Below are 19649 nucleotides of genomic sequence, written 5' to 3' on the forward strand. Positions count from 1 at the left end.
TGCGCCCAGCGTCAGCCCGTCTGCTCCCGGCGAGGACGGCGGTGACGGCGGGGGCCTGCCGGTGACCGGCTCGAAGACCGCCACCGTGGCGGGCGCCGGTGCGGCCCTGCTGCTGCTTGGCGGTGCCGGCTACCTGGTGGCCCGTCGTCGCCGTACCCGCTTCGTCGCGTAACGCCCGCGCCCCCGACTGGCTCGCGCGTCGCGGTAACCGAACACAACGCCGCTGGCCGGCACTCGAAGAGGGGTGCCGGCCAGCGGCGTCTACGCATTCGACAGTGTGCAGAGACGTGCCAGGGAAGAACCGTACGAGACGGGCGGACGCCGACAAGAATGGTGGGCGATACTGGGTTTGAACCAGTGACCTCTTCCGTGTCAAGGAAGCGCGCTCCCACTGCGCCAATCGCCCGAGCGCTCGCCGGATTGGAAACACCGGCAACGGTCTGCCCCGCGAGGGGCTGATCGCGAGCGGACGACGGGATTCGAACCCGCGACCCTCACCTTGGCAAGGTGATGCGCTACCAGCTGCGCTACGTCCGCGCGCCGCCAGTTCGGTCGGCGACAGGTAGAACTGTACCCGATGACAAGATCGCCGTGCGGCAGCCCCCCACTCTGGGGCGCAGGCCGGGCCGCGGTCGCCACCGCTGGGTGATTGCGCTGGTCGCCGTCGGGGTACTGACTGCTCCCGACAGCACAACCCGTCTCGAAGGAGGCTGTCGTGGGAATCGGAACCAGCATCTTCCTGATCGCGGTCGGCGCGATCCTCACCTTCGCGCTGGATGCCAACATCGGCGGGGTCAACCTGGACATCGTCGGCTGGATCCTGATGGCGGCCGGCGCCCTCGGCCTGATCATGACCGCGCTGATCTGGGGCCGCCGCAGCGAGGTGGTCACCACGGCAGAGCCGGTGGAGTACCGGCGGGTCGAGGAACGCCGGGACGTGACGCCTCCGCTGTGACGGACGGCACTCAGCCACCGGCCATCGCTCAGGTCGGTCTCACCAGAAACTGACTTTTCCTACTTCCGGACATAGATGTAGGCGTCGGCCCACGAGGCGTGGTCGAACGCGGTGCCCGCGGCGTTGGTGACAACGAGCTTGAGGACCTGGACACCGGTCAACGGAAGGTTGACCCTGACTGGGCCGTTCTTCTTCGTGAGCACGCCGCTGGAAAAGACCTCCCGATCGTCGGCGAACACATAGAACGCCACACTGCCGGCATTGCTGCGCAGGGCAGACCAGTCGTCGAGGCCGACATCGGCGGTGAAACGGTCGCACATGCCGCCGAGATAGTAGAGAACAACCGACTCCCCGTGGACGCCCAGACCCTTGGCGTAGGTGGTGCCTCGGATACTGATCTGCGCGCCGTCACCCGCACCCTGCTCGCCGTTGCTCATGTCGCGCTCCACAGGACCCCACCCGTTACTCGCCGAAATCCAGGCGAGGTCGCTCAGGTAGCCATCGGCGCCAGGTGCCGGCGGCGCGACGGTGACGAGATCGGCCAGTGCGGTGCTGTTCGGGCGCCCCAAGTACTGGTATGTCGCCCGCGCCACGAGGGCATGCAGGTCGACGCCGGGCTCGCTGTCCGGCGGAGGCACAACCTTCCAGACACTGCGCACCGATCGTCCCGGCGGCACTGTGGAGAACGCCAACGGAGAGATCGGCGTCACCGTCCAGCCCGTCGGTGCCTCGAGCGACAGACGCGCGTGCACGAAGGCATCGTCGTGGTGGTTGGAAAGCTCGGTGACGACCTGCCCGGACCCCCCGGCAACCAGGAACGGCGGCACGTCGATCGCGAGCCCCTCGGGGCTCCACGTCGGCCTCTCATATGGTGCCTCGACCCATGCGTCGCGCATGAAGCCCACAAGCGCGGCGGCCACCTCGGGATGCCGGGCAGCGAGGTTCGTCGTCTCGCCGACGTCGGTTGCCAAATTGTAGAGTTCGACATCCCACTGCGCGTCATCCACATAGCGATCGCGTCCTGGCGCGAAGCGCACCGCCTTCCAGTCGCCGTAGCGCGCCGCCTCGCAGGTGTTGCGCATGCGGCCACCGTCGGTGGCATTCGCATGCGAGGTTTGGCTCTTGTCCCGCCGGTAGAAGTACAGCGGTCCGACATTCTCGCGGCGGCCGCCTACGAGCAACGCACGGGCGGAACGCCCGTCCAGGTGACCTGGCACCGGCGCGCCCGCGAAGTCGGCGAGCGTCGGGAACACGTCCCAGAATGCCCACGGCTGATCGCAGACAGTACCGGCCGATCGGCGTAGCAGCCGGGGCGACCAGGCGATCATCGGCACCCGGATGCCGCCCTCGTAGAGGTTGCGCTTGTACCCGCGCAAGGGGCCGTTAGCGTCGAAGAAGTCCGGGTCGTACTTGTTGCCGCCCTCCTCGTGCGGGCCGTTGTCGCCGGCGAGCATGACGATCGTGTTGTCGTCGAGCCCGAGTTCGCGCAGGCGTTCGACGAGGCGGCCGACGTAGGTGTCGAGCAACGTGATCTGGGCGGCGTGTCGCTTGTTGCCCGCCGTCCACGGCATGTCGCCGTAGGGCGCGTCGCTCGGTACGTCGTGTGGCGAGTGCGGCAGCGTGGGGTTGAAGAAGAGCAGGAATGGCTGGTCTCGGTTGCGCTCGATGAACTCCAGCGCGCGGGCCATGAACAGATCCGGCGCATAGGTCACATTGGCGCCCTCGTTCTCCGGGTAGAGGACTCGGTCGCCATCGTTGAACAGGTACGTGGGGTAGTAGTCGTGCGCGTGGGTGTGGGTGATGTAGCCGAAGAACTCATCGAACCCGCGCTCGTTGGGGTGGCTCGGCTGGTTGGGCTCTTCGAAACCAAACCCCCATTTACCGATACAAGCGGTGCGGTAGCCGACGGCACGCAGGACCTCACCGAAGGTAACGTCCTCGGGCTTCAGTGACGCCCGGGCAAGATCCCCGTCCGGGTTCTCGCGCACCGTGCCGTGTCCGATGTGCAGTCCGGTCAGCAGTGAGCAGCGCGAGGGGGCGCACACCGGGCCGCCCGCGTAGCAGTCGGTGAAACGTACGCCCTCAGCGGCAAGGCTGTCGATATGCGGGGTGAGGATCTTCTGCTGCCCGTAGGCGCCAAGCTCGCCAAAGCCGAGGTCGTCGGCGAGCACGAACACGATGTTTGGCGGCCTTCCCTCGGACGCGGCCCGCGCCGCCGTCGGCCAAGCTCCGGCTGCGGCGACGGTCGCCGCCGTTCCCGCCCCGACCAGGAACTGCCGTCGGCTCGTGATGTGCTTCGTCATGATCCCGCCTCCGCCTCTCGCGCATTGATCCGTGCATTCGCCAGCCCGAGCGTCGGATGCTTGGCGATCAGTTGGATTGCCGGGCCCCTCAGGGGTCTGCTGGCAGTCGCCTCCAGAGGTCAGACCTCATGCTAGGAAGGGGGCCAAAGCACGTCAAGGGTCGATGTATTCGGCTACCCCCGCTGCCAGGTGGCGACGCCCGAAAATCAGCATCCGGTTGCGCCGGCGACGAGATCCGCGCCGCACACGACGGAGCCGAGCGGCAGAACGATCTTGTGCCCCCTGTTGCTCCATATGTAATGAGCAAAAGCGAAACGGCTCGCTACCAAGATCTTGGTAACGAGCCGTTCACCTGCGATTTTACTGGTGGGCGATACTGGGTTTGAACCAGTGACCTCTTCCGTGTCAAGGAAGCGCGCTCCCACTGCGCCAATCGCCCTCGTCTACTGCCGAGGTGGAGACGGGATTTGAACCCGTGTACACGGCTTTGCAGGCCGTTGCCTCGCCTCTCGGCCACTCCACCGAGGTTGCCCCCCGACATGCGTGGCGGCATCTCCGAGCGGACGACGGGATTCGAACCCGCGACCCTCACCTTGGCAAGGTGATGCGCTACCAGCTGCGCTACGTCCGCGTGCCCCGGGCGTTCCCCGGTGACGGATGAGAACTTTAGCCGAGCCCGGGAACGGTTGCCAAATCGGGGTGGCCATTCGGGCGCGTCCGGGTGACGGCGTCCCGCTTTGCGTAGAGCTTCCCAGGGGCCTGGGTGGTAGCCGCCCGGCGGGCGGGAGCCGGCCGGGCCGACACGCCGGGAAAGGTGTCCGGCTTCCGACTCCCGCCGGCCCGACGGGCCGCCTTGGTAACTCCTCGTGGTCTTTGGTATGGGTTACGGTAACGGGCGTGACGAAACGCGCCGCCGAAATCCGCCTGGATGCCCTGCTTCGTACGGCTTGCGACGTGATCGCGGAACGTGGACTCGCCAACACCCGTACCGCCGACGTGGCGGAGGCCGCCGGGGTCAGCCAGGCCCTGGTCTTCTACCACTTCGCCACCAAGGATCGGCTCCTCGCACAGGCGTTCGCGTACGCCGTCGAGCAGAACCTGACCCGGCTCGACGCGGTGATCCGCTCCTCCGCCCCGCCACTGGCGAAGCTGCGCCGGATGCTGCGCCTCTACGCCCCGACCGGCCGGTCGACCTCCTGGTCCATCTGGATCGACGGCTGGGCGGAGTCACTGCGTACCCCGGAGCTGGAGAAGATCTCCCGCCGGCTCGACCTGCGGTGGCGGCAGGACCTCGCGAAGGTGATCTCCGACGGGGTGGCCGACGGCACCTTCGACTGCCCGGATCCGGCGGGCGCGGCCTGGCGGATCAGCGCCGTGATGGACGGCCTGGCGGTGCAGCTCGCAGTACACGAGCGGGTGATCACCCGGCGGCAGATCGCCGAGTGGATCCGACTCGTCGCCGCGCGCGAGCTTGGGCTGGAACCGGGCCAGCTCGACTGAGGCCCTACCGCGACACGCCGGGAACGGGCTCGACTGAGGCCCGTCCGCGACACGCCGGGCACGAGCAGACGCGCGCCGGCGGCCGGCACCGGGGCGTACGACAGAATCAGCCCGTGTCCGACCTGTCCGCGGCCTTCGTCCGGCTGCACGCCCGGCTCGCCCCGGTCGCCTTCGTCCCGGAGGTCCGACTGCACCAGGCCGACGAGCCGATCGGCCTGTGGGAGCTGACCGAGGGCGAGTTCCGCGCCGCCCAACCGCCACCGTTCTGGGCCTTCGCCTGGGCCGGCGGGCAGGCGCTCGCCCGCTACGTCACCGACCACCCCGAGCTGGTCGCCGGGCGGCGGGTGCTCGACCTCGCCTCCGGCTCCGGCCTGGTCGCCATCGCCGCCGCCCGCGCCGGCGCTGCCGCCGTCCGGGCCGTCGAGGTGGACGAGCGGGCGGTCTCGGCCGTCGCGCTCAACGCCGAGGCCAACGGGGTACGTGTCGCGGCCGAGCTCGGCGACATCCTCGACGAGGACGCCGGGGACGCCGAGGTGGTGCTGGCCGGCGACGTCTTCTACAGCGAGGCGATGGCCCGCCGGATGCTGCGCTTCCTGCTGCGGGCCGCCCGGTCCGGGGCCCGGGTGCTGGTCGGCGACCCCGGCCGGGCGTTCCTGCCCCGCGAACGTTTCCACGAGCTGGCCGGGTACGACGTGCCCGTGCCGGAGGCGCTGGAGAGCGTACGGGTGAAGCACACCACCGTGTGGGAGCTGGACCCGGCTCCGCCAGGGGCCGCCCGCTAGCGTGTCGCCGTGCTGTTCCGGGGCTGGGGAAGGTCCGTCGACGGTCCGTGGCCCGACATGGCGACTGTGGTCGACCACGTCGGTGTGCCGCATCTGGTGGTGACCCGGCACGCCCTGGTCCGGCGGCTGCTCACCGATCCGGAGACGTTCCGGCCGGACAACGCCCTCGACGCGGTGACCCCGATCCCGGTGGCCGCCCTGCGGGTCCTCGCCGGACACCGGTTCCGGCTGCCGCCGACGCTGGCCAACAACTCGGCCGCCAGCCACCCCGAGATCCGCGGCATCGTCGCCGACGCGCTGCACCCCGACCGGGTGGCCGCGCAGCAGCCCTGGCTGACCGACCTGGTCCGGCGACGGGTGGCCCGGCTCGCCGCGACCCTCGACGGCGGCGAGCCGGTCGACCTGTACGCGGAACTCGCCGCCGACCTGCCCCTGCTGGTGCTGGCCCGGCTGGTCGAGCTGCCGGACGTCCCGGTCGACACGGTCAAGGACTTCGCCCGGGCCGCCCTGGAGCTGTTCTGGGCGCCGCTCGACGAGGCCCGGCAGCTCGCCCTCGCCACCGAGGTCGGCCGGTTCCACACCGTGCTGCGCGCGTTCGCCGCGACCGGTGGTGGGCTGGCCGCCCGGCTGCGCGACGCCGGGCACTCCCCCGACATGGTGGTCGGCGCGCTGTTCTTCCTGCTGGTCGCCGGGCAGGAGACCACCTCGCAGTTCCTCACCCTGCTGCTGCACCGACTGGCCGGCGAACCGTCGGTGCGGGCCGGGCTCCACGCCGGCGAGATCCCGGTCGCCGACGTGGTCGAGGAGGGGCTGCGGCTGGAGCCGCCGATCGTCACCTGGCGGCGGGTGGCCACGGTGGATACCACGCTGGGCGGCGCCGCCGTCGCGGCGGGCACCAGCATCGTGGCCTGGCTGGCCCGGGCCGGCCGGGACCCGGAGGTGGTTGCCGCGCCCGGCGACTTCCGGCCCGGGCAGCGCGGCTCCCGGCGGCACCTGGCCTTCGGGGCGGGGCCGCACCGGTGCGTGGGCGCACAGTTGGCCCGGATGGAGGCGGCCGTGGTGGTCGCGGAGGCGGTGCCGCTGCTCGACGGGGTGACGGTGGTCCGCCCGCCGTGGTGCCCGGACAACCTCACCTTCCGGATGCCGGACGCCTTCGTGATCCGCCGGGCCTGACAGAAGTCAGCTCGCGTCCTCGGCCCAGGCCCGCCAGTCGTCGAGCACCCCGTACAGGGCGGGGGTCAGCCAGCCCGGGGCGGACCGGCGGAACACCCCCGGGGCCATCGCGCCGGCGCCCATGGGCACCGTGCCCAGGAGGTTCGGCACCAGGTCGGACAGGTTGAGCCAGTGCACCAGCTCCGGCTCGGCCGGCCAGGCGCCGATCACCACTCCGGCAGGGATGGCCCGGCGTTCCAGCGCCTCGAGGGTGAGCGCGGTGTGGTTCAACGTGCCGAGCCCGGCGCGGGCCACCACGACGGCCGGCGCGCCCAACGACACCGCCAGGTCGGCCGCCGTCCAGGGCTCACCCGACGGCCGTAACCCCATCGGTACGAGCAGCCCGCCAGCCCCCTCCACGAGCACCAGGTCGTGCTTGTCGGTCTCCTCGCGGATCGCGTCGACGGCGGTGTAGAGCTCCAGCGGCGGCAGCTCGGCGACCCGGGCCGCGGTGAGCGGGGCGAGCGGATCCGGGTAGCTGGCCAGGGTCCGGCCGGTGAGCGGGGCGGCCAGCCGGGTCACCGCGTCGACGTCGCCGGGCTCGCCGGTCGCCGTACCGGTCTGGCCCGGCTTGACCACCGCGACCCGCAGCCCGGCGGCCTGTGCGGCGGCCGCGATCGCCGCGGTCACCACGGTCTTGCCCACCTCGGTGTCCGTACCGGTCACCAGCACCGGCCCGGTCCAACCGTTACTCATGACCCCTCCTTCGCTCGCGGCTGCGGGGCTCGCAAACCCGGCTCACTCCTCGCACTCACCGCCGCACACTCCACAATCACGTCCAGCGCCCGCTCGAAATCGGCCCGGGCCACGCCGGCGCTGATGGTCAGCCGGAGCCGGGATCGGCTGTCCGGGGTGGACGGCGGCCGGAAGCAGCCCACCGCGACGCCCCGCTCCCGGCAGGCGGCCGCCCACGCGGTCGCCGCCTCCGGGCCGGACGCGGTCACCGACACCACCGCCGCGTCGGGGGCGGACACGTCCAGCCCGGCCGCGCCCAGCCGGCGGACCGCGAGCGCGGCCCGTTCGGCCAGTTCGGCGCGCAGTCCGTCGCCGGCCCGGGCCAGCCCGACCGCCGCCAGCACGCCGGCGGCCACCGCCGGGGGCAGCGCGGTGTCGAAGATGAACGTCCGCCCGGTCTCCACCAGATGCCGGACGAACTCCGCCGGCCCCGCCACCACCCCGCCGGCTCCACCGAGCGCCTTGGAGACGGTGGCGGTCACCACCACGTCCGGCGCGCCGGCCAGTCCCGCCGCGGCCACCCCGCCGGCCCCGGCCGGGCCGGTGACGCCGAGCGCGTGCGCGTCGTCGACCAGCAGCAGCGCGCCGTGCCGGCGGGCCACCGCGTGCAGCTCGGCCAGCGGGGCGAGGTCACCGTCGACGGAGAAGACCGACTCGGTGACCACCACCGCGGGCCGGCCCGGGGCGGCGGCCAGCGCGGCGGCCAACGCGTCGACGTCGACGTGCGGGGTCACCACGGTCTCCGCGCCGGCGATCCGGCAGCCGTCGATCAGCGAGGCGTGGTTGTGCGCATCGGAGACGAGCAGCGTACGCGGCCGCACCAGGCCCCGGATGGCGGCCAGGTTGGCCAGGTAGCCGGAGGAGAAGACCAGCGCCCGCTCGGTGCCGAGCCAGTCCGCGAGGGCGTCCTCCAGCGCGTGGTGCAGGTCGGTGGAGCCGCGCACCAGCCGTGACCCGGTCGCCCCCAGCCCGTACGCGGACAACGCCCGTGCCGCCGCGGCGGTGACCTCCGGGTGGGTGGCCAGGCCGAGATAGTCGTTGCCGGCCAGGTCGACCACGGCGTCGCCGGCGGCGCGCGGGCGCAGGGTACGGGTGAGCCCCGCCTTGGCCCGCAGGTCGGCGCGGCGGTCGAGCGCCGCCAGCCAGTCCGCCACCGTCCCGTCCCTTCCCGCCGACCATCGCCCCTCGGGCGCTTCCGCCGGGCGAAATTACCACCCGGCCGGGCCGACCCGAGCCTGCCATCGCCGGCCCGGGCACTGCTGGTCGACGCGCTGGTCACCCCCGATGCGGAGCCGATTTCTCCCCGCCCACCGGCCTTGTAGGGTACGAGCCATGCCAGAGATCCTCGACCAGGCGCGGACCCAGGTGCTGGAGAACGGCGTCGGCCTCGACGAGGCCGGTGTCCTCGCCGTGCTCAACCTGCCCGACGCGCACCTGCCTGCCGCCCTCCAGCTCGCCCACGAGGTACGGATGCGCTGGTGCGGCCCGGAGGTCGAGGTCGAGGGCATCGTCTCGCTGAAGACCGGCGGCTGCCCGGAGGACTGCCACTTCTGCTCGCAGTCCGGCCTGTTCACCTCGCCGGTCCGCTCGGTCTGGCTGGACATCCCCGCGCTGGTCGAGGCGGCGAAGCAGACCGCCGCGACCGGGGCGACCGAGTTCTGCATCGTGGCCGCCGTGCGCGGCCCGGACGCCCGGCTGATGAAGCAGATGCGCGAGGGCGTGGCCGCCATCAAGGCCGAGGTCGACATCCAGGTCGCCGCCTCGCTGGGCATGCTCACCCAGGAGCAGGTCGACGAGCTGGTCGGGATGGGCGTACACCGCTACAACCACAACCTGGAGACCTGCCGCTCCTACTTCCCGAACGTGGTCACCACCCACTCGTGGGAGGAGCGCTGGGAGACCCTGAAGATGGTCCGCGAGTCCGGCATGGAGGTCTGCTGCGGCGGCATCCTCGGCCTGGGCGAGACGGTGGAGCAGCGGGCCGAGTTCGCCGCGCAGCTCGCCGAGCTGGACCCGCACGAGGTGCCGCTGAACTTCCTCAACCCCCGACCGGGCACCCCGCTCGGCGACCGTCCGGTGGTGGAGGGCAAGGACGCGCTGCGGGCCATCGCCGCGTTCCGGCTGGCCATGCCGCGCACCATCCTCCGGTACGCGGGCGGCCGGGAGCTCACCCTCGGCGACCTGGGCACCCGGGACGGTCTGCTCGGCGGCATCAACGCGGTCATCGTCGGCAACTACCTGACCACCCTGGGCCGGGCGGCGACCGACGACCTGAAGCTGCTGGACGACCTGAAGATGCCGGTCAAGGCGCTGTCGGCGACCCTGTGAGGTGGCGGTGACCGAGCTTGTCGAGCCCGCGACGGCGCAGCGCTGGTGCGACCGCTGCGGCGAGCCGGCCGACGCCGGCGCGCACGAGGCGTGCGCGGCGGCCCGGGCTTTGGAACCGCCGCGCTACTGCACTCGCTGCCGTCGCCGGATGAAGGTGCAGGTGGTGCCGACCGGCTGGTCGGCGGTCTGCGTCGAGCACGGCGAGATCCGGGGCTGACCAGATGCTGCGCGGGCGGGCGGTGACGTTGCGACCGGCGACGGACGCGGACGTACCCGCCCTCGCGGCGATCCGGGCCACCCCGGAGGTCCGGCGCTGGTGGCGCGGCGGCGACGACCTGGTTGGGGAGATCCGCGCCGACCTGGCCGACGATGAGCTGACCGTCTACGCCATCGAGCACGACGGCCGGGTGGTCGGCGCGATCCAGTGCTCCGCCGAGACCGAGCCGGACTACCGCCACGCCAGCCTGGACATCTTCCTCGACCCCGAGGTACGCGGCGCCGGCCTGGGTGGGGACGCCATCCGCACCCTGGTCCGGCACCTGATCGACGAGCACGGCCACCACCGGTTCACCATCGACCCGGCGGCGGCGAACACCGCGGCGATCCGCGCGTACGCGAAGGTGGGCTTCCGCCCGGTGGGCATCATGCGCCGCTACGAGCGCGGCACGGACGGTCGCTGGCACGACGGCCTGCTGATGGACCTGCTCGCCGACGAGCTGGCCGGCTGAGTCAGCGGTCCCAGATCAGGTGGCCGTCGGGGAGGCGGCGGGCGCCCTCGGCCGGCCGGTGCGGGCTGAGCCGGCCGTCCGGCCTGAGGTGCCGCACCGGGACCCCGTGGCCGAGCACCGTCACGTCGGCGATCAACCGGCGGTGGCAGCGCCACCAGACGCTCTCGCTGCACATCACCGCGGTGGTCCGGCGCGCCGCGTCGGCGAGCACCTCTTCCAGCCCCGCGTCGAACTCGGGCGTCCGGGTGTACGCGGCGTACGCCCGGAACGCCGCGACCCTCCACCAGGTGTCGGGCTCCGGTTCCCCGGCGCGGACGTGCCGGCGGCCGCCGAGGCGGGGCTCCCAGCGGTAATCGATGCCCCGCTCCGGCAGCCAGCGTTCGAGCGCCTCCCGCCGCACGTCCGGGTTGGTCCGGCTGGCCGGGTACCGCCGCACGTCCACCACCAGCGCCACTCCCGCGCCCCCCAGCAACTCCCCCAGCCGCCCCCGATCGGCCGCCCCGTGCCCCACCGTCAGCAACACGAACCCAGCTTGCCCCGAATCTTGGACAATTACCGTCCGCTGGGCGGGAGCGCTTCCATGGAAAACGACAATGCAATGTCAACGTCACCCGTTTGGGAAGACAAGCGTCTCCGCCCATTGCGAGCGGCGGGCCGTCCCATGGCACTTTTCCGTTACGTCGGTACGCCCCGAAATTGGCTCAATCTTGCTTTGTTTCCGTTTTGGGTGCAGTAGGTCGTCCCAGTGCAGGCCGATCGACCGGTGTCGCCAAGGGACGCACCATATGAGAACATGTGCCGTCCCCCTTCCCAATTTCGGAGGATTCCTCATGCCAAAGCGTCGGCACGTGGCGCGCACGGCCTTCACCGCCGCCGCCGCCACTGCCTGCCTCGCCTTCGCCGCTCCGGCCTGGGCCACCGGCAACCCGCACAACCCGCCGGGTGACAACGGCACCGTCAAGATCGACGGCCCGCCCTTCACCGACAAGGTCGACAACAAGCCGCACGTCACCTGCGAGTTCGAGCTGGAGTTCTTCAACTTCGACAAGGACCAGCGGGCGAACCTCACCCTCTGGGCCCAGGCACCGTCCGCCACCCCGAAGGACAAGGTCGTCTGGTCGAAGAAGGACGTGCTGATCAGCGACGACCCGGCGTCCGGCGCGGCGAACGACCACGACGTGGTCATCAAGCTCTCCGCGAACGACCTCGACCTGACCGGGCTGACGCTGCACCCGAAGCAGGGCTACCACCTCAAGCTCGACGTGAAACTGATCGGCGGCAAGTCGTCCGGCGCCAAGAGCAAGGTCTTCTGGCTGCAGCCGTGCGCGTCGTCGAAGCCCGAGAACCCGGGCAAGGAACCCCAGAACCCGGGCGAAGAGTCCCAGAACCCGGGCAAGCCCGGCGGCACCCCGTCGCCGAGCTCCTCGGTGGGCGGCGGTGCCGGCGGTGGCAGCGACAACAGTGGCGGCCTGCCGGTGACCGGCGTGGCGGCGACCAGCGTCGCGCTCACCGGCCTCGCTCTCATCGGCGGTGGCGTCACGCTGATGACGCTCCGGCGTCGGCGCAAGATCACCTTCACCAGCTGACCTGACACGCCAGCCGTGACCGGCCGCCGGACCTCGGTCCGGCGGCCGGTTCGCATGTCCGGGCCGAACTGCCGGGTGGCCCCGGTCGACACCACCCGGAGCTGAATCACATCATTGACAAGTTGCGATCGCTTCTCCGCGTACCCGCAGGTGGGAGCCGGTGTTGGACGGCCGCGACGCCGCGCGGCGGGGGCCAACCGGTGGGCTCGATGTCCTGATATACGAGCGTACGGTTGCCGGCGCGCTCGACCACGCGGGACAGTACGCCTCACCAGCGGTGCCATCGATGCCGCCGCTCCCCGGACAACTCTGAGGAGATCACGATGGCTGCTCTCACACTCGCTGGCGGCACCTCCTGGTCCGACACCCTCGCCCGCGCGGTGGCCGCCGCGCCGGAGGCCTTCGGTACGGCGGCGGACGGCGGCGCCACCCTGCACAACCTGATCGAGGGCGAGTGGCAGGCGGTCGGCACGCCGACGCCGGTCCGCACCCCGGTCGACAACACCGTCCTGGTGAACCTGGCCCGGCTCGACGCCGATGCGGCGCGCCGGGCCGTCGCGCACGCCGCCGCCGCCCACCGGGACTGGGCGCAGACCCCGCTCGCCGACCGCAAGGCCCGGGTCACCGAGGCCCTCGACGCGCTCACCGCCCACCGCGACCTGCTCGCCATGCTGTTGGTCTGGGAGATCGGCAAGCCGTGGCGGCTGGCCTGTGCCGACGTCGACCGTGCCCTGGACGGCGTGCGCTGGTACGTGCAGGAGATCGACCGGATGCTCGCCGACGGCCGCGAGCCGCTGCCCGGCCCGGTCAGCAACATCGCCTCCTGGAACTACCCGATGAGCGTGCTGGTCCACGCCGAGCTGGTGCAGCTGCTCGCCGGCAACGCGGTGATCGCCAAGACCCCGTCCCAGGGCGGCGCGGTCTGCCTCACCGTGGCGCACGCCCTGATGCGCCGCGCCGGGCTGCCCGCCACCCTGCTCTCCGGCGGCGGCGAGGAGCTGTCCGAGGTGCTGGTACGCGCCCCGGAGATCGGCGCGGTGGCGTTCGTCGGCGGCCGGTCCAACGGCGGCAAGGTGGCCGCGGCGCTGCTGGACTCCGACAAGCGGCACTTCATCGAGCAGGAGGGCCTCAACGCCTGGGGTATCTGGAACTTCTCCCAGTGGGACCTGCTCGCCGCACAGCTGAAGAAGGGCTTCGAGTACGGCAAGCAGCGCTGCACCGCGTACCCCCGGTTCGTGGTCCAGCGGGACCTGGTCGACGAGTTCCTCGACATGTACCTGCCGGTGGTCCGCTCGGTCCGGTTCGGACACCCGCTCGCGGTGGACGAGAACTGGCGGGCCGGCGACCCGCTGCCCGAGCTGGACTTCGGCCCGCTGATCAGCGCCGCCAAGGCCGAGGAGCTGCGCCGCAAGGTCGACGAGGCGGTACGCGGCGGCGCGGTGCCGCTGCACCGGGGCAAGCTCGACGGGGCGCCCTTCCTCGACGGGCAGGACACCTCCGCGTACGTGGCGCCGGCCGTGCTGCTCGCCCCGCCCGGCCGGTCCCGGCTGATGCACGCCGAGCCGTTCGGCCCGGTCGACACCATCGTCGTGGTGGACACCACCGACGAGCTGCTGGCCCAGATGAACGCCTCCAACGGCGCACTGGTCGCCTCCCTCGCCTGCGACGACGAGGAGTTGGCCGGCAAGCTCGCCGTCGACCTGCAGGCGTTCAAGGTGGGCATCAACAAGCCCCGCTCCCGGGGCGACCGGGAGGAGCCGTTCGGCGGCCGGGGCGCGTCCTGGAAGGGCGCCTTCGTCGGCGGCGACCTGCTCGTACAGGCGGTCACCGTGGGCGGCGACGGCCGGCTCTACGGCAACTTCCCCGACTACAGCAGCTACCCGGCCACCTGAGGCCATCGGCCAGCGGACCCGGGTGGGGCCCCCGCACCGGGAGCCCCACCCGGGTCCCCGTTGGGCTGGCGGGGCAGCTCGGCCGGGCGTACGCCCAGCGGCACCGTCACGGTCAGCACGCTGCCGTCCCCGTCCACCGAGGTCGGCCGGTCCTGCCGGCGTACGGTGCGCAGTATCGGGGCGTTCTCGGCGTGCACGTGCAGCAGCACGGCGGCGTAGCCGATCCGCTCGGCGTGCCCGAGCAGCCGCCGCAGCAGGGCCGAGCCCAGGCCGCGCCGCTGCCAGTCGTCGCGGACCAGCAGCGCCGCCTCCGCCTCGTCCCCCTCGCCGAGCAGGTTGGCCATCGCCACGACCGGCTCCGCCTCCCCGCCGGAGTCGACCGCGGCGACCAGGGTGAGCCCCCGGGCCGGCTCCAGCAGCCGCCGCAACCGGGCCGGCGACGGCCGGGCCGCGCCGCTCAGGTACCGCCGCTGCCGGCTCCGCTCCGAGCAGGTCTCGTACAGCTCCAGCACAGCCGGCAGGTCGTCCACGGTCGCCGGCCGGACCAGCACCTCGGCCGAGTCGGGCAGCAGCACGGTGATCCGGTCCGCGTCGCGCCGGGCGACGGTGGCGGCCAGCTCCACCAGCGCCTGGGCCCGGGCGTACTCGGCCGGAGTGAAGCTCGGCTCGCGACGGAACAGCTCGTACGACCCGCCGGCCGGGTCGGCCAGCAGCATCGTGGACGCGCCCACCCCGCCGAGCGGCCCGGCCGGGGTCGGCCGCCAGGCCACCGTGTCCGCGCCGAGCAGGGTGCGCAGCGCCTCGCCGGTCGCGTCCGGGTCGCGGACCAGCCGGATGGCCAGGCCGAGCACCCGGGTGGGCTGGTCGGCCAGGCCCCGCGCCTCGCTGCGCGCGACCCAGCAGTCCCGGCCCCGTCCCCGCTCGACGGCCGTCCGCAGGTCGGCCTCGGTCAGTTGGTCGGGCGCGTCGACCAGGAAATCGTCGAGCGCGCCCACCTCAGTGGTGTGCACCTGCACGGTGAGGATGTTGACCCCGCGCAACGCGAGGCTCGCCGTGAGCACCGACAGGTAGCCCGGCCGGTCGTCCACGGTGGCTCGGATCCGCCACAGCGCCATGCCTGCTCCTTTCTACTCGCCACCCGACCCCTGCCACCCGACCCTGCCGCGCGGCTGTTGCGCCGCTGTTGCCCGACGGTGAAGCGGCGGGAACCGGTCACGTGACGCTGGTCACCGGCGGGGCACCGACCAGGTCCAGCCGATCGCCGAGGATCACCGCACCGGCGCGGACGAGTTGGGCGAGCCGGTCCACCTCGGTGGAGTGGAACGCGGCGGCGACGGACGGCTGGGTGTGGTCCCGGGCCACCACCAGTACCAGGCCCGCGCGACCGAACGGCACGACCGCGTAGTGCCGCCCGTCCGGGCCGGTCATCGCGCGGGCCCGCAGCGGGGTCACCCCCGGCAGCCGGGGCGGGACCGGGGCCCGCCAGCTCGCGTACCCGACGGTGGCCTCGCCGGCGGCGCCGCTGCGGGAGGCCCAGTCCAGGGGTACGGCCGCGGCCACCGCCCAGTCCGCGCCGAGCAACCCGGGCACCGCGTCGACCAGCGTGGCGACCCCGTCGGTCGGGTTCGCCGCGATCTGGGCGAGCAGTTCCGCGTCCTGACCCGTGGTGGTCGGCGCGCCGATCGCCCGCCACACCCCGTCCACGGCCACACCGGGGATGGCGGCCAGGCCGGCCAGCAGGCGTTCCACCCGCGCCGCCCCCGGCCACACCACGGTGAAGTCGTCCACCGCCCGGCCACCGAGCCGCTCCAGCACGACCACCTGGACGATGTCGGCGCCGGAGACGCCGAGTGTGCGGGCCACCTGGCCGAGCGTGCCGGGCCGGTCCGGCAGGGTCACCCGAACTCGCAGCAGCATGTCTGATCCCTCCGCTCGGCGGGCCGGCCGTGACGGCCGGCAGGCTGGGACCCAGCCTGCCGGTTGACCATTTCGCCCCGGTTGCAGCGCCATGTCCCGCCGGAAAAACCGCATCCACCTCATCGTGGCGGACCTGGATGCCGAGATCGACCGGCACCGACCTTGACAAGAAAGCTGAGCTGCCATCAACTAACCGGATGACCGATCCGGGCGTCGAGGCGGCGCAGACCCCGGCCGGTCCGGCTCCCCGCGGGCTCGAACTCGACCGGCTCGCCGCGTACCTGGCCACACACCGGCCCGAGCTGGCTGCCGGGCCGCTGTCGGCGCGGCTGATCGCCGGCGGCAAGTCCAACCTGACGTACCTGCTGCGCTGCGGCGGTCGCGAGGTGGTGCTGCGCCGGCCGCCGCTCGGGCACGTGCTGGCCACCGCGCACGACATGGCCCGCGAGCACCGGGTGATCTCCGCGCTGGCACCCACCGAGGTGCCGGTTCCCCGCGCGCTGCTGCTCTGCCCGGACGACGACGTGATCGGCGCGCCGTTCTACCTGATGGAAAAGGTCGACGGCGTGGTCTACCGGAGCCGGTCGCAGACCGACCCGCTCACCGACGGGCAGCGCCGCGACCTGGCCATGGCGATGATGGACACCCTCGCCGCGCTGCACACGGTCGACCCGGCTACGGTCGGGCTGGCCGACTTCGGCCGTCCCGAGGGCTACCTGGCCCGGCAGGTACGCCGCTGGGCCGGCCAGCTCGACCGCTCCCGCAGCCGACCGCTGCCCGGCATCGACGAGCTGCGCGACGCACTCGCCGGCAGCGTGCCCGAGGGCGCGGACGCCGGGCGGATCGTGCACGGCGACTACCGGCTGGACAACCTCCTCGCCGCGGTCGACCCGGTCGCCGTCCGGGCGGTCCTCGACTGGGAGATGGCCACCCTCGGCGACCCGCTGGCCGACCTCGGGCTGCTCCTGACCTACTGGGACGTGCTGGGCGACAGCGACGCCGCCGACGGCAACCCGGTCGCCGACGGCCTCGGCCCGCGCGCCGGCTTCCCCACCGGCGCCGAACTGCTCGACCGGTACGCCGGGCGCAGCGACGTCGACGTCGGCCCGCTGCACTGGCACGTGGCGCTCGGCTGCTTCAAGCTGGCGGTGATCTGCGAGGGAATCCACTACCGGCACACCCTCGGGCAGACGCTCGGCGGGGGCTTCGAGCGGATCGGCGAGCTGGTGGCGCTGCTGGTCGAGCACGGTCTGCACGCGGCCAGGGGGACGTGATGGACTTCGCGTACGACGCCCGTACGGTCGAGCTGCACGACCGGCTCGAGACCTTCCTCGCCGAGTGCGTGTACCCGGCCGAGCCGGTGCACGCCGAGCAGGTCGCCGCGGCCGGCGACCCGTGGGCGCGTCCCCCCGTCCTGGACGAGCTGAAGGCCGAGGCCCGGTCGCGAGGCCTGTGGAACCTCTTCCTCCCCGACCCCCGGTACGGTGCCGGCCTGACCAACCTCCAGTACGCCCCGCTCGCCGAGCTGACCGGGCGCAGCCCGCACCTGGCTCCCGAGGCGGTGAACTGCGCCGCGCCGGACACCGGCAACATGGAACTGCTCGCCGAGTTCGGCTCCGCGGCGCAGCGGGACCGCTGGCTCAAGCCCCTGTTGGCGGGCGAGATCCGCTCCGCGTTCTGCATGACGGAGCCGGAGGTGGCCTCCTCCGACGCCACCAACATCGCCACCCGGATCATCCGCGACGGCGACTCGTACGTGGTCAACGGCCGCAAGTGGTGGTCGTCCGGGGCGATGGACCCGCGCTGCGAGATCTTCGTCGTGATGGGCAAGACCGATCCCGGCGCCGAGCGGCACCGCCAGCAGAGCATGATCCTGGTCCCCCGGGACACCCCGGGCGTGGCCGTCCGCCGGGGCATGACGGTGTTCGGCTACTCCGACGCCCCGCACGGTGGCCACGCCGAGATCGACTTCCATGACGTGCGGGTGCCGGCGGAGAACCTGGTCGGGGCCGAGGGCGTCGGGTTCGCCATCGCCCAGGCCCGGCTCGGCCCGGGGCGGATCCACCACTGCATGCGGCTGATCGGGATGGCCGAGCGGGCCCTGGAATTGCTCTGCCGGCGGGCCCTGGACCGGGTCGCGTTCGGCCGCCCGCTCGCCGAGCAGGGCGTCGTCCGGGAGTGGATCGCCGAGTCCCGGGTGCGCATCGAGCAGGCCCGGCTGCTGGTACTCAAGACCGCCTGGCTGATGGACACCGTCGGCAACAAGGGCGCGCACACCGAGATCCAGGCCATCAAGATCGCCACGCCGGCCATGGCCGAGTGGGTGATCGACAAGGCCATCCAGGCGTACGGCGGGGCCGGCGTCAGCCAGGACACCCCGCTCGCCGCCCTCTGGGCGCAGGCCCGCACCCTCCGCCTCGCCGACGGCCCCGACGAGGTCCACCGGGCCTCCCTGGCCAGGCGCGAACTCCGCCGCCACCCGGGCGGTTGATCATGAAGGTGCTGCACTGGACACAGGCGACACCAACTTCATGATCAACGCGATTGCCCGGGGGTGGGAGGGTCAGGCGGAGGCGCGGTGGATGAGTTTGGTGTCCAGGAGGACGTGGGGGGACGGGAGCTCGTCGCCGCGGATGCGGGAGACCAGGAGACGCGCCATCTGCCGGCCCATCTCCTCCACCGGCTGGAAGACGGTGGTCAGCGGCGGATCGGCCTGCCGGGCGATCGGGGCGTCGTCGAAGCCGACCACCGCGACGTCCTCGGGCACCCGGCGGCCGGCCTCGCGGAGCGCCCGCAGCGCGCCGAAGGCCATCAGGTCGGAGGCGACGAAGACCGCGTCCAGGTCCGGGCAGACCTCCAGCAGCCGGCGCATGCAGGCGGTGCCGCTGCCCTCGCTGAAGTCGCCGTACGCGATCAGGTCCGGGTTCACGTCGAGGCCGGCGGCCCGGACCGCCTCCCGGTAGCCGGTCAGCCGGGCCAGGCCGGCGCCCATGTCCTGCGTACCGGCGATGGTGGCGACCCGCCGCCGGCCACGGGAGAAGAGGTATTCCACCGCCTGCCGGGCGCCGCCGACGTTGTCCACGTCGACGAACCAGGCGTCCTGGGCGTCCGGGAGCAGCATCTGGGCCGGCCGGCCGCCGAGCACGGTGGGCAGGCCACGCTCCTCAAGAAGGGTGGGCAGCGGGTCGGCGTCGTGCAGGGAGAGCAGCAGGACGCCGTCGACGTGCTGGTTGGTCAGGTGGTGCTCGACCCGTTCCCGCTCGATCTGGGACTGCGCCATGGCCAACCAGAGCTGCATCGGGGTCTCCAGCAGCGCGGAGCTGACGCCCCGGACGATGCTGGCGAAGAACGGCTCGGTGAAGACCCGCTCCCCCGACTCGGAGACCACCAGCGCCACCGAGTCGGTCCGCTGGGTCACCAGGGCCCGGGCGGCGCGGTTGGGCACGTACCCCAGCTCGGCGATCGCCGCCTGGACGGCGGCCCGGGCGTCCGGGCTGACCTGGGGCGAGCCGTTGACCACACGGGAGACCGTGCCGCGCCCCACGCCGGCACGGGCGGCGACCGCGTCCAGGGTCGGGCGCCCGAGCGACCGTGTGCGCTGCGTTGTCATCGTTCACTCCTCCGACGTCGAACGGACCCGGCACCTGCTACGGCGTCGGTGCCGCCGCCAGTTACTGCTGGCCCAGCGTCTCTGATCAGCTCAGCGATCCT

At 72.5% G+C, this 19649-nt stretch carries 19 protein-coding genes and 5 tRNA genes; 12 read left to right on the forward strand and 12 right to left on the reverse strand.

Annotation, left to right across the window (positions count from 1 at the left end):
• A partial coding sequence (locus ACNAW0_RS26925) for an LPXTG cell wall anchor domain-containing protein (RefSeq protein WP_416290836.1) occupies window positions 1-172 on the forward strand: 172 nt, incomplete at its 5' end.
• 159 nt (window positions 173-331) lie between these two features.
• On the opposite strand, the gene ACNAW0_RS26930 is transcribed toward ACNAW0_RS26925, so the two are convergent.
• Window positions 332-406, reverse strand: a tRNA-Val gene (locus ACNAW0_RS26930).
• A gap of 58 nt (window positions 407-464) precedes the next feature.
• Window positions 465-537, reverse strand: a tRNA-Gly gene (locus tag ACNAW0_RS26935).
• A gap of 178 nt (window positions 538-715) precedes the next feature.
• Between ACNAW0_RS26935 and ACNAW0_RS26940 the strand changes: the two genes are divergently transcribed.
• Window positions 716-955, forward strand: coding sequence for a DUF6458 family protein (locus tag ACNAW0_RS26940; protein ID WP_416290816.1), 240 nt, complete (start codon window positions 716-718; stop codon window positions 953-955).
• A gap of 59 nt (window positions 956-1014) precedes the next feature.
• On the opposite strand, the gene ACNAW0_RS26945 is transcribed toward ACNAW0_RS26940, so the two are convergent.
• The 4 genes from ACNAW0_RS26945 to ACNAW0_RS26960 all read right to left on the reverse strand — a co-directional run bounded on the left by ACNAW0_RS26945 (window position 1015) and on the right by ACNAW0_RS26960 (window position 3889).
• On the reverse strand, window positions 1015-3258 hold the full coding sequence (locus tag ACNAW0_RS26945) for a sulfatase-like hydrolase/transferase (RefSeq protein WP_416290818.1): 2244 nt from the start codon (window positions 3256-3258) through the stop codon (window positions 1015-1017).
• Window positions 3259-3622: 364 nt separating this feature from the next.
• Window positions 3623-3697 (reverse strand) — tRNA-Val (locus ACNAW0_RS26950).
• Between the two features lie 13 nt (window positions 3698-3710).
• A tRNA-Cys gene (locus tag ACNAW0_RS26955) sits at window positions 3711-3781 on the reverse strand.
• 35 nt (window positions 3782-3816) lie between these two features.
• A tRNA-Gly gene (locus tag ACNAW0_RS26960) sits at window positions 3817-3889 on the reverse strand.
• A 266-nt stretch (window positions 3890-4155) separates the two neighbouring features.
• Here ACNAW0_RS26960 and ACNAW0_RS26965 point away from each other — a divergent pair.
• From ACNAW0_RS26965 to ACNAW0_RS26975, 3 genes are all read left to right on the forward strand, one after another.
• Entirely contained in the window at window positions 4156-4758 is a 603-nt protein-coding gene (locus ACNAW0_RS26965; protein ID WP_416290819.1) for a TetR/AcrR family transcriptional regulator, read from the forward strand.
• A gap of 113 nt (window positions 4759-4871) precedes the next feature.
• Complete coding sequence (locus ACNAW0_RS26970) at window positions 4872-5540, forward strand: class I SAM-dependent methyltransferase (RefSeq protein WP_416290820.1); 669 nt, start codon at window positions 4872-4874, stop codon at window positions 5538-5540.
• Between the two features lie 57 nt (window positions 5541-5597).
• Complete coding sequence (locus ACNAW0_RS26975) at window positions 5598-6713, forward strand: cytochrome P450 (RefSeq protein ID WP_416290821.1); 1116 nt, start codon at window positions 5598-5600, stop codon at window positions 6711-6713.
• A gap of 6 nt (window positions 6714-6719) precedes the next feature.
• Here ACNAW0_RS26975 and bioD read toward each other — a convergent pair whose 3' ends face one another.
• Window positions 6720-7448, reverse strand: coding sequence for a dethiobiotin synthase (bioD, locus tag ACNAW0_RS26980; RefSeq protein WP_416290822.1), 729 nt, complete (start codon window positions 7446-7448; stop codon window positions 6720-6722).
• Window positions 7445-8641 (reverse strand): 8-amino-7-oxononanoate synthase, encoded by a 1197-nt coding sequence (locus ACNAW0_RS26985; protein ID WP_416290823.1) that lies wholly within the window; start codon window positions 8639-8641, stop codon window positions 7445-7447. The genes bioD and ACNAW0_RS26985 overlap by 4 nt, the downstream gene beginning before the upstream one ends.
• A gap of 178 nt (window positions 8642-8819) precedes the next feature.
• Here ACNAW0_RS26985 and bioB point away from each other — a divergent pair, with 178 nt between their 5' ends.
• From bioB to ACNAW0_RS27000, 3 genes are read left to right on the forward strand one after another with little or no spacing between them, the layout of a single operon-like run.
• Window positions 8820-9815: a biotin synthase BioB gene (gene bioB / locus ACNAW0_RS26990; RefSeq protein ID WP_416290824.1), complete on the forward strand. Its 996-nt coding sequence runs from the start codon at window positions 8820-8822 to the stop codon at window positions 9813-9815.
• A 7-nt stretch (window positions 9816-9822) separates the two neighbouring features.
• Window positions 9823-10032 (forward strand): hypothetical protein, encoded by a 210-nt coding sequence (locus ACNAW0_RS26995; protein ID WP_416290825.1) that lies wholly within the window; start codon window positions 9823-9825, stop codon window positions 10030-10032.
• 4 nt (window positions 10033-10036) lie between these two features.
• Window positions 10037-10543, forward strand: a complete 507-nt coding sequence (locus tag ACNAW0_RS27000) for a GNAT family N-acetyltransferase (RefSeq protein ID WP_416290826.1) — start codon at window positions 10037-10039, stop codon at window positions 10541-10543.
• A 1-nt stretch (window position 10544) separates the two neighbouring features.
• Here the strand turns inward: ACNAW0_RS27000 and ACNAW0_RS27005 are convergent, their stop codons facing one another.
• A complete protein-coding gene (locus ACNAW0_RS27005) occupies window positions 10545-11066 on the reverse strand; it encodes a DUF488 family protein (RefSeq protein ID WP_416290827.1) in 522 nt (173 codons plus the stop codon).
• 307 nt (window positions 11067-11373) lie between these two features.
• Here ACNAW0_RS27005 and ACNAW0_RS27010 point away from each other — a divergent pair, with 307 nt between their 5' ends.
• Both ACNAW0_RS27010 and ACNAW0_RS27015 read left to right on the forward strand, forming a co-directional pair.
• Window positions 11374-12129: a hypothetical protein gene (locus tag ACNAW0_RS27010; RefSeq protein ID WP_416290828.1), complete on the forward strand. Its 756-nt coding sequence runs from the start codon at window positions 11374-11376 to the stop codon at window positions 12127-12129.
• Window positions 12130-12452: 323 nt separating this feature from the next.
• A complete protein-coding gene (locus ACNAW0_RS27015) occupies window positions 12453-14021 on the forward strand; it encodes an aldehyde dehydrogenase family protein (RefSeq protein ID WP_416290829.1) in 1569 nt (522 codons plus the stop codon).
• Here the strand turns inward: ACNAW0_RS27015 and ACNAW0_RS27020 are convergent.
• The gene (locus ACNAW0_RS27020) at window positions 14006-15136 is read right to left on the reverse strand and encodes a GNAT family N-acetyltransferase (RefSeq protein WP_416290830.1); all 1131 of its coding nucleotides are present in this window, start codon (window positions 15134-15136) and stop codon (window positions 14006-14008) included. The two genes, ACNAW0_RS27015 and ACNAW0_RS27020, sit on opposite strands and share 16 nt — an antisense overlap.
• 97 nt (window positions 15137-15233) lie before the next feature.
• Complete coding sequence (locus ACNAW0_RS27025; RefSeq protein WP_416290831.1) at window positions 15234-15938, reverse strand: amino acid-binding protein; 705 nt, start codon at window positions 15936-15938, stop codon at window positions 15234-15236.
• Between the two features lie 197 nt (window positions 15939-16135).
• Here ACNAW0_RS27025 and ACNAW0_RS27030 point away from each other — a divergent pair, with 197 nt between their 5' ends.
• On the forward strand, window positions 16136-17212 hold the full coding sequence (locus ACNAW0_RS27030; RefSeq protein ID WP_416290832.1) for a phosphotransferase family protein: 1077 nt from the start codon (window positions 16136-16138) through the stop codon (window positions 17210-17212).
• Complete coding sequence (locus ACNAW0_RS27035; RefSeq protein ID WP_416290834.1) at window positions 17212-18429, forward strand: acyl-CoA dehydrogenase family protein; 1218 nt, start codon at window positions 17212-17214, stop codon at window positions 18427-18429. The genes ACNAW0_RS27030 and ACNAW0_RS27035 overlap by 1 nt, the downstream gene beginning before the upstream one ends.
• 72 nt (window positions 18430-18501) lie before the next feature.
• On the opposite strand, the gene ACNAW0_RS27040 is transcribed toward ACNAW0_RS27035, so the two are convergent.
• Entirely contained in the window at window positions 18502-19548 is a 1047-nt protein-coding gene (locus ACNAW0_RS27040) for a LacI family DNA-binding transcriptional regulator (protein ID WP_416290835.1), read from the reverse strand.
• Window positions 19549-19649: the final 101 nt, after the last annotated feature.

Source organism: Micromonospora sp. SL1-18 (genome assembly GCF_047921505.1).
Classification (GTDB): domain Bacteria; phylum Actinomycetota; class Actinomycetes; order Mycobacteriales; family Micromonosporaceae; genus Micromonospora.